This window comes from Chryseobacterium sp. POE27 (assembly GCF_039727685.1).
In the GTDB taxonomy this organism is placed as follows: domain Bacteria; phylum Bacteroidota; class Bacteroidia; order Flavobacteriales; family Weeksellaceae; genus Chryseobacterium.
Map to the genome: position 1 here is coordinate 1,191,004 of NZ_CP152475.1, position 16,357 is coordinate 1,207,360.

14 protein-coding genes are annotated in these 16,357 nt (G+C 35.1%); 6 read left to right on the plus strand and 8 right to left on the minus strand.

Annotated features, from left to right (window positions below; translation table 11 throughout):
* Positions 1-8: 8 nt before the first annotated feature.
* Complete coding sequence (locus tag AAHI02_RS05500; protein ID WP_346985803.1) at positions 9-212, minus strand: hypothetical protein; 204 nt, start codon at positions 210-212, stop codon at positions 9-11.
* A gap of 495 nt (positions 213-707) precedes the next feature.
* Between AAHI02_RS05500 and AAHI02_RS05505 the strand changes: the two genes are divergently transcribed.
* The 6 genes from AAHI02_RS05505 to AAHI02_RS05530 all read left to right on the plus strand — a co-directional run bounded on the left by AAHI02_RS05505 (position 708) and on the right by AAHI02_RS05530 (position 10,062).
* Positions 708-2,384: a T9SS type A sorting domain-containing protein gene (locus tag AAHI02_RS05505; protein WP_346985804.1), complete on the plus strand. Its 1,677-nt coding sequence runs from the start codon at positions 708-710 to the stop codon at positions 2,382-2,384.
* A 6-nt stretch (positions 2,385-2,390) separates the two neighbouring features.
* Positions 2,391-5,369 (plus strand): hypothetical protein, encoded by a 2,979-nt coding sequence (locus AAHI02_RS05510; protein WP_346985805.1) that lies wholly within the window; start codon positions 2,391-2,393, stop codon positions 5,367-5,369.
* A 5-nt stretch (positions 5,370-5,374) separates the two neighbouring features.
* Complete coding sequence (locus AAHI02_RS05515) at positions 5,375-8,989, plus strand: DUF6443 domain-containing protein (protein ID WP_346985806.1); 3,615 nt, start codon at positions 5,375-5,377, stop codon at positions 8,987-8,989.
* Positions 8,961-9,485 (plus strand): hypothetical protein, encoded by a 525-nt coding sequence (locus AAHI02_RS05520; RefSeq protein WP_346985807.1) that lies wholly within the window; start codon positions 8,961-8,963, stop codon positions 9,483-9,485. Before AAHI02_RS05515 ends, AAHI02_RS05520 begins: the two co-directional genes overlap by 29 nt.
* Before the next feature lie 93 nt (positions 9,486-9,578).
* Complete coding sequence (locus AAHI02_RS05525; RefSeq protein WP_346985808.1) at positions 9,579-9,716, plus strand: hypothetical protein; 138 nt, start codon at positions 9,579-9,581, stop codon at positions 9,714-9,716.
* Complete coding sequence (locus AAHI02_RS05530) at positions 9,688-10,062, plus strand: hypothetical protein (protein WP_346985809.1); 375 nt, start codon at positions 9,688-9,690, stop codon at positions 10,060-10,062. Before AAHI02_RS05525 ends, AAHI02_RS05530 begins: the two co-directional genes overlap by 29 nt.
* 211 nt (positions 10,063-10,273) lie before the next feature.
* On the opposite strand, the gene AAHI02_RS05535 is transcribed toward AAHI02_RS05530, so the two are convergent.
* The 7 genes from AAHI02_RS05535 to AAHI02_RS05565 form a co-directional block, all read right to left on the minus strand.
* The gene (locus AAHI02_RS05535; RefSeq protein ID WP_346985810.1) at positions 10,274-11,179 is read right to left on the minus strand and encodes a TIGR01777 family oxidoreductase; all 906 of its coding nucleotides are present in this window, start codon (positions 11,177-11,179) and stop codon (positions 10,274-10,276) included.
* A gap of 56 nt (positions 11,180-11,235) precedes the next feature.
* Entirely contained in the window at positions 11,236-11,940 is a 705-nt protein-coding gene (locus AAHI02_RS05540; protein WP_346985811.1) for a DUF2071 domain-containing protein, read from the minus strand.
* A 169-nt stretch (positions 11,941-12,109) separates the two neighbouring features.
* On the minus strand, positions 12,110-12,514 hold the full coding sequence (locus AAHI02_RS05545; RefSeq protein WP_346985812.1) for a hypothetical protein: 405 nt from the start codon (positions 12,512-12,514) through the stop codon (positions 12,110-12,112).
* 6 nt (positions 12,515-12,520) lie between these two features.
* Positions 12,521-12,865 (minus strand): hypothetical protein, encoded by a 345-nt coding sequence (locus AAHI02_RS05550; RefSeq protein ID WP_346985813.1) that lies wholly within the window; start codon positions 12,863-12,865, stop codon positions 12,521-12,523.
* Positions 12,866-12,934: 69 nt separating this feature from the next.
* Positions 12,935-13,435 carry a helix-turn-helix domain-containing protein gene (locus tag AAHI02_RS05555; protein ID WP_346985814.1) on the minus strand — a complete coding sequence of 167 codons (501 nt, stop codon included), beginning with the start codon at positions 13,433-13,435 and terminating at the stop codon, positions 12,935-12,937.
* A 101-nt stretch (positions 13,436-13,536) separates the two neighbouring features.
* Positions 13,537-14,715, minus strand: coding sequence for a TlpA disulfide reductase family protein (locus AAHI02_RS05560; protein WP_346985815.1), 1,179 nt, complete (start codon positions 14,713-14,715; stop codon positions 13,537-13,539).
* Positions 14,716-14,861: 146 nt separating this feature from the next.
* On the minus strand, positions 14,862-16,205 hold the full coding sequence (locus tag AAHI02_RS05565; RefSeq protein ID WP_346985816.1) for a VWA domain-containing protein: 1,344 nt from the start codon (positions 16,203-16,205) through the stop codon (positions 14,862-14,864).
* Positions 16,206-16,357 lie beyond the last annotated feature (152 nt).

Consider the following 16,357-nt stretch of genomic DNA (forward strand, 5'->3'; position numbering starts at 1 on the left):
TAATTTAATCATCCTTTGATGAATCCACAAGTTGTTGATGATTTATGAAAGCTATGACCGGTTTTGACGCTTTTTGACGCATTTTGACCGGTTTCCGGGGTACTTTCTTCGGGTCTTCTTCGGATCACCTTCGGGTCGGCTTCGGGAAAACGGTACTTTTTCCGAAGAACTTCCGAAGAACACCCGAAGGATTGTCGAACAAATCTGATCATCTTTTCAGAATTTTTGTAATTATCTTTCGTTGGCCTGTTTTTATTAAAATAGCTTTATGGGAGATTAATTTTTGTTAAATTTCACTGGAATAAGAATAAAAGCAATCTGTTGAAAACCATCTGTAAATATTATTCATAACAATTCTTTTCAGCATTTTCTTGTTAGTGTAAATTCTTTGTAATCTATGATTCTGATATCATATTTTTTTATAATTTCGCTTCGGATGTAAAGAATATTATCCAACCTTAAAAGCAAAAAATGCATCTATTATAATAACACGACATGATTTGTCGTTTAAGAGAACTAGTTTTGCATAACAGGTTACTATTTGAATCCAAAACTTGAAAAATTAAAAACAAACCATGATAACGACCATTTCTATTCAGGCAATTTTTCATGATTGCTCCTCTTTTTTAAGAACAAATAGTTTTTTGATTTCTTAAAATAACTTCATCACACAAAACAATAATCTTTAACTCTTTCAAACACTACGTATGAAAAGATTCTACTCAAGTGCATTCATTTTATGCACATTCCTGAGCGTTTCTGCCCAGGAAGTCATCTGGCAGAAAGACATCAAATCTGCAACGCAGGATTTTCTTTCCCAGATTACCACGACCATCGATCAGCAGTATCTGATAACCGGAAGCGGTATTAAGTCCAACAACAACCAACCGTCAACCATCAACCAAAAACAAAATAACGGTTACGACTATCATTTGATAAAATTGAATCAGCAGGGAGAAGAAGTCTGGGAAAAGTATTTCTCGGGTCAAAATCATGATTTTTTATCAGCAACAGTGAATACCCAAGAAGGTGGGTTTTTGTTAGCCGGCACTTCTTTTTCCGGAAAAGGCCTGGATAAAAAAGAGGATTCCAAAGGAGGTTCGGATATCTGGCTGATCCGCATCAATGAATTTGGGGATGAATTGTGGCAGAAAACCATTGGTGGTGCTTCAGATGAAGAAGCCAGAGCGGTGATTCAGACCACGGATATGGGATTTTTTGTGGCGGGGAATGTTGCCTTCGGCTCCGCTAAGGCAACTGGCGGATCAACGGATCAAAGTTCCCTGAGGCTCTCGAAGGGAACAGCAGGCTATGGTTCTAAAGATGTTCTGGTGGTACGGCTGGATAAAAACGGAAAAGAATTATCACAACTCATTTTAGGTGGAAAAGGATTGGATGAGGTGGAGAAAATGATTCCGACAAAAGATGGCGGAGTATTATTGGGCGTGTATTCCAGAAGCGGTGCAGTGACTGGAAGCGTGAAGATGGAAGCAGGAAGTAGTAAAACCATCAACTATCAACCAAAAACTACCAACAATTTCGGTGAGGGTGACTATTGGATCATTAAGCTGAATAAGGACGGAAAGGTGGAATGGGAAAAGAATTTTGGTGGAAAAGGCGACGATCATTTAAGAACATTGGCTTTGACTTCAACAGGCTACTTAATCGGCGGAGAATCAAGATCAGAAAGATCAGGAAATAAAACCGTCGGCATCGAAGAAGGAACCGATTTATGGCTGATCTCTCTTGATGAAAGAGGGGAAGAAATTTGGCAGAAATCCTACAATTTTAAAAACAGGGATGTGCTGATGGGGATGAGTGTGATATCCTCCCCTAGCCCCTCCAGAGGAGGGGAATCCGGCAACCTGACCAAAGGGATTTTGCTGGGCGGCTACACGCAGGCGGAAGGAAGAATAGAAAGTGATGATGAAACATTCTGGATGCTGTACCTGGATCATAATGGAAATGAGCAGTGGAGAAAACACGTCAAAGGTGAATCGAGGAAGAAGGAGGAAAGACTTTCGGATATTAAACTCAACAGAGATGGTTCGATCGTACTGGCCGGAACGAGTGCAGAAGAACTGGGCAAAGAGAACTGGAAGATTGTGAAACTTGGGGATAAACAGATTGACCAGCTGATCGAGAAGCAGGATATTAAGATCTATCCGAATCCTGTATCTGATTATGCGTATGTGGAGATAGGATTTGATTTTAAAGAAGCGGATATTGTAATGTATGATATGGGAGGAAGGCAGTTGCAGAGTCTGAAAACGAAGAATAAAGTTACGAAGATCAATACGCAGGCGCTGGTTCAGGGAGCGTATTTAGTGAGCGTGAAAACTAGTGATAACAAAACAGTAAGTGCTAAATTGATTAAAAAATAAATATAAATGAAAAAAATATTATTCATACTAATAATTCAACTTACTAATTATTGTTTTTCGCAAAACAAGGTTTTTATGGATGAAGCTTTAGAACCTTCAGTTTCTACAAAGTACTTCGGACAACCAATTCAATATGCAGAAGTTGATAATAAAGGTAGACTCAATAAAACGATTAATCTTACTAGTTTAAAAAGTGGAAAATTAAATTATGATTTAAATATTTCATATTCTAGTAATGGACTTAAATTAAATGATTGGGGAGGAGCATTAGGATTATTATGGAGTCCCAATTTCACTTCTGTAATTTATCGATCCGTAAGAGGGCAACCAGATGAATATTCTCAAAAAGTTAACCATCTATCTGATTTTACATTAAATGATTATTTAACAATTAATGATATTTATGAAGCAAAGGTTAATAATAATACAGCTGGAAAGGATGGAGAATCAGATGTTTTTTATTTCAATATTAACGATTTTAATGGAAGTTTTATAATTAAGGATGGTAAAGCGTGTCTTTTAAATTATAGTGAAAAAGTAAAAATTGATATTTTTGAAACAGATTTATCATATTTTATAATTACTGCAAAAGACGGTGTAAAATATTATTACGGACAAAATAATAATATTGAGGAATCTTCTTCCAATACCTTTTGTGACCCTGAAGCTTATCATCCACGTATTAAAACAGCATGGTTTTTGACAAAGATAGAAAATGCAAATTCTACAAATACTATTAACTTCACGTATGATACCGTAGATAATAGTTATCCTGAGAATTTTTCCCAATCAAAAAATATTAAATGGGGAATATATTCCAATGACATAGCAGTAAATTTCCCTGGTGGACAAATGAGTCAATATGAGTCTTTTATAAATGATAGTCATTGTGTGACAATAAAAGACTTTTCTACCAAATACATTAAAAAAATACAATCAACAGATTTTGCGATAGATTTTTTATATAATGAAAGGGATGATATTCCAGGTAAATTTTTTGATCAAATTGAAATTAAAAATTCAGTTGGAGTAGTTGTGAATAAAGTAAAATTTGATTATTACAAAATAGGAAATTATATACAGTCACCCACTTATATAGAGCTTGGAAATTCCACAGCTGTCAGGAGTTTTTTAAAAAATATTAAAGTAGGATTAAACCAAGAAGAAGTTTATACATTTGATTATAATAATCTTTCCGAAATACCATCAAGATTTTCGTACGGACAAGATTTTGCAGGAATTTATAATGGAAGAATAAATCCAAATCTTCTTCCCAAAGAATATATAAGTAATATGCTTGCTCAAATAAGTGGTGGAAGCCCCAATCCATTAACTATAAATTCCTTTCCATCTGGGATACGATCGTCTTTCTTTCCATACAATTCATATGGTCTTCTAAAACGTATTACCTACCCAACAAAAGGAATTGAAGAGATTCTATATGAGCCTAATACAATACTTAAAGATTCTGACACAGTTGAAACAAACTTCTATGGTGTTCGTCCCAATAAAATAGAAATAAAGGATTTAACCGGAAACATTATAACGAAAAGATATTTATATAATAGAGCTGTAATAGATTCTGCATCCAATAATTTAAATTTCAGCAATGTATCTTCGTTTTTTTCTGAAGATGACTCTTTTGGGGGATTCTTAACTGATGGTTATAATTCAGGACATACAACATGTAGCCAAGGTCCAGCGAATGGTGATCTTTGCTATTACAGATATCAATTTTATAAAATAAATTCGAATAAAAGGTATGATATTAATGCTTTCCAAGAAAGTTTCATTGCCTATAATACAGTCACAGAAGTAATTGATAAGAGATTTAAGACCAGCATATATAATGTTATCGAAGATCATCCTGCCGTACCGATATGGGGATATAGTAATTCTTTCCTTCCTGTATTTGACAATAGTTGGAATGCTAATTTATTACAAAGTAAAATTGAGGGAGAAATCATAAATAATATATACCGTATAAAACGAATTACAGATTTCAATTATAAAGTATCAAATAATTTAATTGAAGAAAATTATGTAGTAGATCGAGATTATTGGCCAGAGTACTGGGGAATGAATTCATATTATTCTACCAATTTACAGGCTTTTTCTGTAAATAGATATACCTTAACTAGTAGATGGTTTAACAATATTGGTGAAAAACAAACTCTAATTTTAGATAGTGGAGAAAAATTGATAACAAATATTAGTAAAGACTATTTCGACACCACTAATTTCAATAATTTAAAAACTATTACAACATCTTATCCAGATGGTACAACTAATAAAATGCAATACCAATATGCAAACGATGTTTATACAGGGGGCGGAGATTTTATACAAAAATATATGGTGGGGATTCCATTGTTAACAACAAATTACCATAATAATATTCCTGTTTCAAAAACAAAATTGAGTTTTAGCAAATACTGGCTTGGACATCAACAGTTACAACCATCACAACAAGACTTAGTACCAACAAATTTAATCAATTCTCCTAATGAAATTTATGAAACAGATATCACCTATAATCAATATGACTTAAAAGGTAATTTGGTGCAATACACTACCAAAGATGGAATCCCGGTAACTATAATATATGGCTATAATCAGACATTACCTATTTTAAAAGTAGAGGGCATATCTTATATAGGCTTAATGGATGTATTAGGAATGGACGACAATATCTTAAATTATAATGCCCTAGAGATTTGTCAAAAATCAAATATTGATATTGATAGTACAAGTGAAGATTCTTTAATTATTGCATTAGACAAAATACATAAAAGTCCTTTTTTGGTATTAACTCAAATTACGACGTACACGTATGATCCCTTAATAGGTGTAACGAGCATCACCCCTCCTTCAGGAATCCGTGAAGTTTATTTATATGATTCTGCTAACAGATTAATGGAAATCAGAGAAGGCAGCCAGACCGGAAAGCTGTTAAAAGAATTCAAATACAATTACAAAAACTAATACCGATGAAAAAAATATTAATTCCTATAGGTGCTTTGCTGTTGTCCGGGTTTTCTCATGCCCAGAACCAATCAAGTACCACAGAAAATTACATTTACAGCAAAACGTATTTAGATTATAACGGAACCACAGCAACCAAAACCTCAGAAACCATCCAGTATTTCGACGGCTTGGGAAGACCCAAGCAGGTAGTGAATGTCAAAGCTTCCCCGCAGGGAAAAGATGTAGTAATCCATATCGAATATGATGGCTTCGGAAGGCAGGTGAAAGATTACCTTCCGGTTCCTCAACAAGGAACACAAAACGGAGCCATTTACACATCACCATTGAGTAATGCCTCCCAACCCACCCTTTACGGTTCGGAGAAGATCTTTGCAGAGAAAATCCTGGAAAACTCTCCGTTGGACAGGATTCTGCAACAGAAACAGGTGGGAACTGCCTGGAATGATAAGCCGGTACAATTTGGCTATGATGCGAACATTGCAGCGGATGAGGTGAAAAAATATACCACGATAACCACCTGGGAAAACGGCGCCACTAAAAGTACCGTCACTCAAAGTTCTGTTTATGGTGATGCCAAGTTGTATAAAAACACAGTGACAGATGAAGACGGCAACCAGACCATTGAATTTAAGAATGGAGAAGGACAGGTTCTGTTAGTGAGAAAAATGCTCAGTGCCACGGAAAAAGCAGATACGTATTATGTGTATAATGAGTACAACCAGCTGGCTTTTGTAATTCCTCCGAAAGCAGTGAATCTTTTAACTGAGATGGGACTTGGTGACGGAGATATGGTTGACGATTCTGTATTAAAAGATCTTTGTTACCAATACAGATACGACGGCCGGAACCGTCTGGTAGAAAAGAAACTTCCCGGCAAAGGCTGGGAATATATGGTGTATGATAAACAGGACCGGCTGGTTCTTACTCGTGATACTGTGCTGGAAGGTCAGGGCAAATGGCTTTTTACAAAATACGATCAGTTTTCAAGACCAATTTATACCGGTATTTTAGACAGTCCCCCGGGCAGAGCCCAACAGGTAGTAGCCGTAGAAGGAGTAGGTTCCAATAATGAAATAAGAACAGCATCAAGTTTCAACAATACAGGAATGGATGTGTATTACACTACCAATTCTGCCTACCCACAGACGAATTATGTTTTGTTGTCTGTCAATTATTACGACACTTATCCTACTTACAGTTTTAACCCTTCTTTTCCGACAAACATTCTGGGAGAAACTACATTGACCGATACTCCAACGGCAGAAGGATTAAGTACTAAAAGCCTTCCGGTCATGAGCCTGGTTAAAAACATAGAGGACAATAACTGGACGAAAAACTACACCTACTACGACAAAAAAGGAAGAGTTATAGGAAGCTACTCGATCAATCATTTAGGAGGACGAACAAAGGTAGAATCAAAGCTTGATTTTGCAGGAGTGGTTCAGCAGAGTATCACCCGCCACAAACGATTCGATACCGATACCGACAGGGTGATTACTGAGAACTTTACCTATGATCCGCAGAACAGATTATTGACCCATACCCACCAAGTGGATAGTAACCCTGTGGAATACTTAGCCCAGAACAGTTACAATGAGCTTTCGCAGCTTTCGGGGAAGAAAGTTGGAGGGGTATCTCCTTCTGTTCCGCTTCAGGATATCAGTTATAGCTACAATATCCGGGGATGGATGACGAAAACTAATGATCCTGCTAATTTGAATGGTAAATTATTCGGGTATGAAATAAAATACAACAATCCGGAAAACCCGAGCATCGCTCCTGCTAGATTCAATGGTAATATTGCTGAGATCGACTGGAATAATGGTTCTGAGAATCTTTTAAAAAGATACGACTATACCTATGATAAACTTAATAGGCTTACCAATGCTTTCTATAAAGAACCCAGTACCGGGATTAGTGGTAATTTTGATGAATATTTAACGTATGATCTAAATGGAAATATCTCAAACCTGAAACGTTACGCCCCGCAGGTCTATTCTCCTACAGCAACAAAGGTGGATGATCTTGATTATCAATACACAGGCAACCGTCTTGATAAAATCATTGAAAATGCATTAAATGATACCGGCTATGAGGGTGGCAACAATGTCATTGATTATAATCTGAACGGAAGCATGATTACTATGAAGGACAAAGGGATTCAGGGGATTACTTACAATCATTTAAATTTACCTGATTCTTATTCCATTACTCAAGCGAATCCCTTTAGCGGAACTTCTACGAGTTTCGGCTTAGACTATTTGTACAGGGCGGATGGAACTAAAGTCCGCAAAACGTATAGTAGTGGCGGGAGCAAAGCAAATCCTACGATTACTACTAACATTACGGATTATCTGGATGGTTTTCAGTATAGTTATTCAGAGGTTACCCAGTGCCTTTGGTGCCGGACGAATGTGGCTTATGAAAAAGAAGCTTTTAAAGGTCCAATCATTGTTGATCCGATCACTCCGGGTACATTAACGCCGACATGGAAGCTTGATTTTGTACCGACCGCAGAAGGGTTTTACAGTTTCACGGAAAACCGCTATATTTACCAGTACAGAGATCATTTGGGAAATGCAAGGGTGAGCTATGCTAAAAACAGCAGTGGCGCACTGGAAATTACGGATACCAATAATTACTATGCTTTTGGAATGAACCATATTGCAAATAGTTTTGGAACGTCTAACTTAGGAGGGTTGTATTCTTACAAATACAATGGTAAGGAGCTACAGGAGACCGGTATGTATGATTACGGTACGAGGTTTTATATGCCGGATATTGGGAGATGGGGTGTTGTAGATCCATTGTCGGAGAAGATGAGAAGATGGTCACCATACACATACACATTTGATAACCCAATCAGATTTATTGATCCGGATGGAATGGCTCCTACCGATGATCATTTTAACAAATATGGACGATATATTGGTACAGATAATAAAAAAACTAATAATGTTGTTATACATACTAATAGTTCTGCCACAAAACTATCTCAGTTGAAGGGCAATACAGGTGCTGCGAGTTTATCACAATTAGATTACAGTCGTCGTGGAACAACTAAAGCTGTTTCAAATTTATTATCACATTATGCCAGCGAAAAAGGAATGTCCGGATACACTGGAGTGTATAAGGGACCAAGTGGATCTGCCCACACAAATGGGCGTGGAAACATTTTCTTTAATACAAAATCTTTAAGAGAAGGAGTATATGATGATGCATACAATATCAGATCTACCTTAAATCATGAAGGGGGTAAATTTGGACATAAAAATGAAAATATTAACTCTGATGATTATACCTTTGTAGATCATTCAAAAGTTTATTTAAGAGAAGCGATGCATCCTGATTTTGGCAAGACAACTGAGAGCTATAGAGCGGGACAGGCGCAAAGTTTTTCTCAGCATGTTCTTAATGCAGCAGACAAAGAATCCAGTTATGGTAAAAACCATATGAATATGATTGATACATATAATTCAAAAAATACAGGAGGTGTTTATATAAATACATATAATGGGGGAAATAGTTTACCACAAAGTACAACAATTACTCCTGAAGTAAACGGAAATTTTTATCCTACACAAACCTATGAAGACATTAAAAATCCCCAAGATTAATTTACTAGCATTAGTTTTTATAATTTTTTCATGTAAAGAAAATAAGCAAGAGAAAATACAGTCAGTTTTTGCAGGAGAAAATAGCAAAAAATGGTATGCCTATAGCATTGACAGTGTACATTATGCTCAAGGGTTTTATCCTTTTCGGGTAAAAGAGTTTTTTAGAGACGGAAGACAGATACAATATATCAATAATTCTACAACTAAGAATTTGGATACTATACCTAAAAGTGATATGTATAATCCTGAAAAATGGTTTATTATCAATGATTCTGTTGTTGCTATTGGTTCTGTAAGAAATCCTAAAAGCGGATATTATCACAAGGACAATCGGAAGATACTTTATTACAATAAAGATACTATTATTTTGCAGGGAACAAAACGTAATAATTATGAAGGTGTGTTAATTCTTACAAAATATAAAGATAAAAAAGTAATTACTACGATGGTTCAAGAATTTGATTTATTATTAGTTAGAACTATAAATTTATTGTAACCGATTATATCATTCTTTAGACAAACTAGACAATATTTAGAAAGAGTTCGGGTTTTACGCCGGACTCTTTCCAACAATTATTATATTTTTTGGATGAGTCAATTCAAAAATACAGGAGGAGCTTTTATAACCTATATCGGGCGGAAGTACATTACCAACAGTAAACCTCAATTAAATGACAACTATTATCCTATAAAAACCTATGAAGGTATTACAAGTCTGTACGATTAATTTACTTTTGTTAATGTTTATTATTCTTTCATGTAAAGAAAATAAGCAAGAAAAAATACAGTCAATTTTTGCAGGAGAAAATAGCAAAAAATGGTATTGTTATAGTATTGATGAAGACCATTCGTTTTATCCATATAGGGTAAAAGAGTTTTTTAAGGATGGAAAACAAGTACAATATATTAATAATTCAACCACTAAAAATTTGGATACTATACCCAAAAGTGATATGTATAATCCTGAAAAATGGTTTATTGTCAATGATTCAACAGTTAGTATAGATTCTGAAAGAAATCCGGTAAGCGGGTATTATCATAGGAATACCAGTAAAATACTTTTTTTGCAGTAAGGATACTATTATTTTGCAGGGAACAAAGCGAAGTAATTATGAAGGTGTGTTAATTCTGACAACATATAAAGAAAAAAATAATCTCCCCCTTGGTGAGATATAGTATATCAAGAATTCTAGAGAAAACTTAATTATTAGAGGAGAGAGTTTGGTTTTATGCCGGGCTCTTTCCAATAATTATTGCTGATGAAATAAACATTTCTGTAATCAATTAATAGTTCTGGGATAATAAATTCATAAACACCCTTTCAACATCAGGATATGAAAATGTAAAACCACTTTCAACCAACTTCTGAGGATAAACATTTCTGCTTTTTAATAATAATTCTGTTTCGGTTTTTAAAAATAGGGAGGCAAATTCCAACTGCCAGATAGAAGCATTTAATCCAAATGGAATCTTCATTTCACTTCTTAGCTTATTCATGAAAAGCTCATTGGATAAAGGATTCGGAGCAGTTACATTAATGGGGCCCGACATAGTTTTACAATCAATGATAAACTCAACAACCTTACAGAAATCATGAATATGGATCCAGCTTACATTTTGGTTTCCTCTACCCTGCTTTCCGCCCAGACCTAACCTCGTAATCATTTTAAGTTTTGGAAAGGCCCCGCCGTTATTTCCTAATACGATGGAAGTCCGCAAAGTAACTTTTCTTACATTTTCTATTTCCTGTTTGAAAAATTCTTTTTCCCAGCTTTTACAGATATTCATCGAAAAATCATCGCCTATAATTCCATTTTCCTCAGTATTCAGATGAGTTTCCGAGTGAATATAAATTGTTGCCGAACTGGCATTCAGCCAAACTTTAGGTTTATTGATGCATTGATCAACAGCTTTTTGAAGAATTTTTGTACTGTTGACTCTTGAATCATAAATTTCCTTTTTGTTTTTGTCAGTATATCTGCAATCGACTGACTTTCCTGCCAGGTTGATTAAAACATCTGCATTTTCAAAAAGATTTTTCCATTCTCCTAAAGTGTTGCCATCCCAATGATATTCATTTGATCGATTTGGATTTCGGGTGAGGATAATAACCTCATGACCTTTATTTGCAAAATATGTTTCAAGATTTTTCCCGAGAAATCCAGTTCCGGCAGCGATGATTATTTTCATTAATTTTGTTAAATATTACTTATTGACAAATATCTATAATATGGTTATTATTTCCATTAAGCTAAATACTTCTTTGTTTTCACTTCAATTTCAGAACCTTCTGCAAGCATTACAGAAATAGGTTTCTGACGATTTAAACATTCAAAATGCTTCCCATAATTTGCTTTAAAATCTATATGAAGTTGATGATTTTTCACAATATAATAATCCCATTTCGGATGGCAGACTTCATATTCTGAAGTTTTATTTTCTTTTTTTGTGAAACCAAAATAATGCTCAGTGATAAACTCAAATTCAGAATTAAATTCCATTTTTAAGGGCCTATTTTCAGCAATAATTTCGATAGACTGCCAGTTTTTATTTTTCCATGAATATTTTATCAGTAATTCTTCTCCTTTTTCATGAATTACATTTTTCATCGGCATTGTTTTGTAACTTTCTTTATAAACTAAATTAGCGACAAGGCTCAAAGCTTGCTTTGGAACAATTTCTTTGATAAAAACCACTCCTCTTTTCCACTTGTCATGTTCTTTTTTCTTAACGTAAAATCTCAAATTTACTTCTTCGAAATTTCTGTGAAAAGGTATTGGAAGTCCTAGCAATTTTGTGTTCAAAAACATAAATCCCACTAAACTAACGTAACATTTTCCCTGATAATAATCAAGTTCAGTACCTTTTGGTAGATATTCTAAAAGTATATCAGAATTGATCTCGTAATTGATGATTGCTAATTTTCGCCATTCGGCTTTTAGGAAGTTCATATTATTGATGGTTAATGTTTTAATAATGTTATGATAAAAAGAAAGATTACCGTCTGCTGGATCCGTAAATCATATTTTAGTAAAATTTTCATGGCTACTAGTTTAAAGGTTTAAAAAATCTCCTCTTGTTCTTTTGTTTTGTAGTTTGAATGTGAAATACATCCAGATTTTAAATATGAGTGTTTTCATTTCTGATTTGTTTTTCTTTGTTGATGGCATGTTTGCGGCCTTTTAGAAAAAGAAGAAGATTGAGAAGCATCATTATTCCGAGATAAATTGAAAATTTACCAATCTTTTCGCTCATATCTACTACGAGACTTTCAAGAGTTTCTATTCTGTAAAACTCAATAATGCAGAGCGCAAAGCCTATATTCAGGAGATAAAACCCTATTTTGAACAATGAATTCGTTGCCATGGCAATGTCCTCTTTCTGATGAAAAATGTCAATCATAAAAGTTTTTGAATTCCTAAATAGAAACTGCGATACAAAAACAGTAAGCGTTATTACGATAGGTAAATAAATCATGTAAGCTGAAAAATTGTACGTTGCGGTGGTTAAGATGGTTGCTGTCATAATAGTTTATTTTAGAGTTAAATTTTTTCTTAAAACATAGAGAGTAAAAATGTTGAGGTAATGCAGAACACAAAGAATCAGCATAATATTTCCAACACGAATTGCCGTTACCGTAAGCAACTGCTCAATAGATTCTACCCTGTTCCAGCTCGTAAGGCTGATCGCGATATACCCAAGATTGATCAGATAATAGCAACCTAAAAGTATTCTGTTGATCGTGAGACAAAGATCTGTATCATGAATAAGATATTCCAGATACGGCTTTCCTGCATGATAGCATCTTCTTCCGACATCTATGGTAATATAAAAGCTGGCTGCCAGAAAGATGATATATGAAACAATATTAAACATCTTGTAATTTTTATATTTTCAGTAATTTTTGAAAGTTTAACTGAAATAAAAAAGGATCATTGTCCCTTTCTATTTCAATAAGCTGGTAATTTTGCCGACCAGCCAGTGATCGTCGCTTTTTATGGCCAGATCCATAATGCTGAATACTTTACCGGTTACATTTTCCATTTCTTCCAATAAAGCGGTAAACTTCTGTGCCTCTTCCGTTTTTTCATCAATATTTTTCAATTCGGAGATTGAATTTAAAACCGGTTCAATTTCTCTTTTCTTACGCTCTTTTACCAGCTGTTTAAATAAATACCACATATCTCTTTCCGCCACAAAATATTCCTTACGGTCACCCTTTACAAGCTCTTTTCTTACCAACCCCCAATCCATTAAATTCCGGATATTCATATTGACATTTCCTCTTGAAACCGAAAGTTTCTCCATCACTTCATCCGTAGAAAGCGGCTTTCCTTCAGCTAAAAGCAAAGCATGAACTTGTGCCATCGTTCTGTTGATTCCCCAATTGGTTGCCAACGTTCCCCAGGTCTGAATATATTTTTCTTTTGCTTCTGAAAGTTGCATTTTGTTACTTTTTAATTTCTGATACAAATATAATTAAATATTTTGAACTTTCAATAATTTTTGAAAATTAAATAATTAATTTCTATCAGTAAAAACAATACTTATAAATTTTTACTAATCAAAGCATCCAGAACCGACATATCCAAACCTCCAGAATAAATCACACTACCCTGTTTATCAATGAGTACGACCTGTGGAAATGCGGATATCCCATAGTTTTTACCTACGGCTGCATCGCCAAGCAAAACCGTATAGTTTACTTTCTGCCGATGTACAAACTGATTGATGGCCTGCTGACTGTCCGTTGTATTGATACCCCATATTTTCAAGCCTGAAAGTCTGTACTTCGTATTTAGTGTATTGAGTTCAGGAACAGCATTAATACAGTAACTGCAGTTCTTGATCCAGAATTCCAGCAATACCGGATGTCCCCGGAAGTTACTCAGGCTTACTTTTTCTCCGGTATCATTTTGGATCAGGGTGAAATCCGGGGCGGGCGAGCCGACACTGATAGGCGTTACCGATTCCTTTTTCACTTCTTTGTAGTCTTTCAGGTAGGTTGAATAATACCAGCTTTTCTCTTCCGGAGCTGCCGGATTAAGCTTAATATCGGAGAAATCCGTCCTGTTGATATCCCTGCTGCCTTCTTTAAGCTGAATATAACTCACCGGCAGGAAACTTTTCTTATCAACAATTATCTTATTATGAAATATTATTTTTTGCGTAGTTTTTTTAAATGCCTTTCCAAGATAATCAGGATACATATCCTGGGTTTGAAAGCTGAGAAGGTAAAATGTTTTTTTTCCGATTAAAGTATCTTTAACCTGCTTCACCATATTTCTGTCTGCAATAACGGTCGGTAGCATATTCCTCATTGTAATCATGGAGTTGTACAGTGCAGACAGCCCCTCAAAATCCGAAATCTTAAGTTTGGTGCTAATCTGAATGGTCCGGTCTTCTTCAGACGTTTCAAAAAGTTCAGCATTATTGAATACGGAAAAGCCGGTTTCGTCCTTATACTGATACCGGAATCCTGTAAGATCATTTTCTTTGCTGAAATCAATATACATTTCACCCTCCGATTTGCTGTGATAATCTTCTGCAGGATAAATAAATTCTCTTGTATAGTGATAGGAGATTGTCTTTACAGATTGTAATTTTTCAGAAAATTTTCTGAAAACTTTAAGTGTGCTTTCCGGAGTTCCGGCACTGAGTCCCGGACCAATAAATGCAAATGCCGGAATTATAATAAGCCTGAACAGATAACTGAAGTTTTTCATGATATGTTTTTAACACCCTTAAAAATACAAAAACCTACCCTATCACAGATAAAAAAGATACATTTTTCCCGAATGATTCTACAAATACTGTTCTTAAACAAAAAAAGCAGACATTTTTTACAACGCCTGCTCCACCTAACTTATATTTACTTATGAAAACCTTCATATTTATGAACCATATCGACAAATTCTGCTCTGTAACCTTCCGTATCTTTTCCCGTATTCTGTTTTGCAAGACTTTCGATATCTGTTAAACTTTTTTTCTTAATTAATTTTGAATCTCTTAACACCAGGCCAAACCATGCTACAGCAGAAGCAAATTTAAAATCGGTGCTTATATTCGGAGTATCTGAATGCTTTATAGTCTCAACAATTTCCGAACTTTTCGATCCTCTCGGTTTCTTATATCTGAACTTTATCGTTCCTAATTCATCACCAAATTTTTGTGTAGTCGAAGTTGCCGAATACTTAAGTTTACTCTGCTTTGGTGAAAATCCGGAATGAATATCTGCCGGAATGATTTCATACAACGCTGTTACAGTATGCCCGCTACCCAATTCTCCGGCATCGATTTTATCATTTTCAAAATCTTCATTTCTTAATTTCCTGTTTTCATATCCTATTAACCGGTAAGATTTTACATATTTAGGATTAAATTCAATCTGAATTTTCACATCTTTTGCAATCGTATAAATATTTCCGGCAAACTCTCTTCCCAGAAACTTATTGGCCTCCTGCAGATTGTCGATGTAGGCATAATTCCCGTTCCCTTTATCCGCCAGGGTTTCCATTCTGTTGTCTTTATAATTTCCCATTCCGTAGCCAAGACAGGTAAGGAAAACTCCCGATTTTCTTTTCTCTTCAATTAAACTTTCAAGATCTCCTTTGGAAGACACCCCAACATTGAAATCTCCATCTGTAGCCAAAACGACACGGTTATTTCCTGCTTTTATAAAATTTTCCTGAGCCAGTTTGTAAGCCAGCTCGATCCCCGCTCCGCCGGCAGTACTTCCTCCTGCCTGCAGCTGATCAAGCGCTTTTATTATTTTTCCTTTTTCAGCAACAGAAGTCGGAGACAAAACAACACCTGCGCTTCCCGCATACACAACGATCGCAACTTTATCTATGGGTCTTAGCTGATCCAGCAAAATCTTTAATGAAGATCTTAGCAGCGGAAGCTTATTTTCTTCTTCCATAGAACCCGAGGTATCAATCAGAAATACAATATTGGATGGAGGGAGATTATTCATAGGAATATTTTTTCCTTTCAATCCTATTTTAAGCAGTTTATGATTGGGATTCCAGGGTGCCTGATCCAGTTCGGTATTGATAGAAAAAGGTCCGTTACTTTTGGGCTGAGGATAATTATACTTAAAGTAATTAATCATTTCCTCGATTCTCACAGCATTTTTATCAACCTCTCCATATCCAATCATTCTTCTGACATTGGAATAGGAAGCGTTGTCCACATCAATAGAAAATGTTGACAATGGCTGGTTCTTAGTCAGCTCAAAAGGATTCTCCACCAATGCATCATACTCTTCATGATCATAATCAATATATTTCTTTGCCGCTTTTTTTTACTGTTTTCTTACTAAACCGTTTATTGTTATATGACTTTCCTACATAAGGGCTAAATGAA

What these genes read in the sequence shown, in the direction of transcription:
- AAHI02_RS05500 (WP_346985803.1), bottom strand. Translation starts at nt 212, where the DNA reads ATGATCAGATTTGTTCGACAATCCTTCGGGTGTTCTTCGGAAGTTCTT.
- AAHI02_RS05505 (WP_346985804.1), top strand. Translation starts at nt 708, where the DNA reads ATGAAAAGATTCTACTCAAGTGCATTCATTTTATGCACATTCCTGAGC.
- AAHI02_RS05510 (WP_346985805.1), top strand. Translation starts at nt 2,391, where the DNA reads ATGAAAAAAATATTATTCATACTAATAATTCAACTTACTAATTATTGT.
- AAHI02_RS05515 (WP_346985806.1), top strand. Translation starts at nt 5,375, where the DNA reads ATGAAAAAAATATTAATTCCTATAGGTGCTTTGCTGTTGTCCGGGTTT.
- AAHI02_RS05520 (WP_346985807.1), top strand. Translation starts at nt 8,961, where the DNA reads ATGAAGACATTAAAAATCCCCAAGATTAATTTACTAGCATTAGTTTTT.
- AAHI02_RS05525 (WP_346985808.1), top strand. Translation starts at nt 9,579, where the DNA reads ATGAGTCAATTCAAAAATACAGGAGGAGCTTTTATAACCTATATCGGG.
- AAHI02_RS05530 (WP_346985809.1), top strand. Translation starts at nt 9,688, where the DNA reads ATGAAGGTATTACAAGTCTGTACGATTAATTTACTTTTGTTAATGTTT.
- AAHI02_RS05535 (WP_346985810.1), bottom strand. Translation starts at nt 11,179, where the DNA reads ATGAAAATAATCATCGCTGCCGGAACTGGATTTCTCGGGAAAAATCTT.
- AAHI02_RS05540 (WP_346985811.1), bottom strand. Translation starts at nt 11,940, where the DNA reads ATGAACTTCCTAAAAGCCGAATGGCGAAAATTAGCAATCATCAATTAC.
- AAHI02_RS05545 (WP_346985812.1), bottom strand. Translation starts at nt 12,514, where the DNA reads ATGACAGCAACCATCTTAACCACCGCAACGTACAATTTTTCAGCTTAC.
- AAHI02_RS05550 (WP_346985813.1), bottom strand. Translation starts at nt 12,865, where the DNA reads ATGTTTAATATTGTTTCATATATCATCTTTCTGGCAGCCAGCTTTTAT.
- AAHI02_RS05555 (WP_346985814.1), bottom strand. Translation starts at nt 13,435, where the DNA reads ATGCAACTTTCAGAAGCAAAAGAAAAATATATTCAGACCTGGGGAACG.
- AAHI02_RS05560 (WP_346985815.1), bottom strand. Translation starts at nt 14,715, where the DNA reads ATGAAAAACTTCAGTTATCTGTTCAGGCTTATTATAATTCCGGCATTT.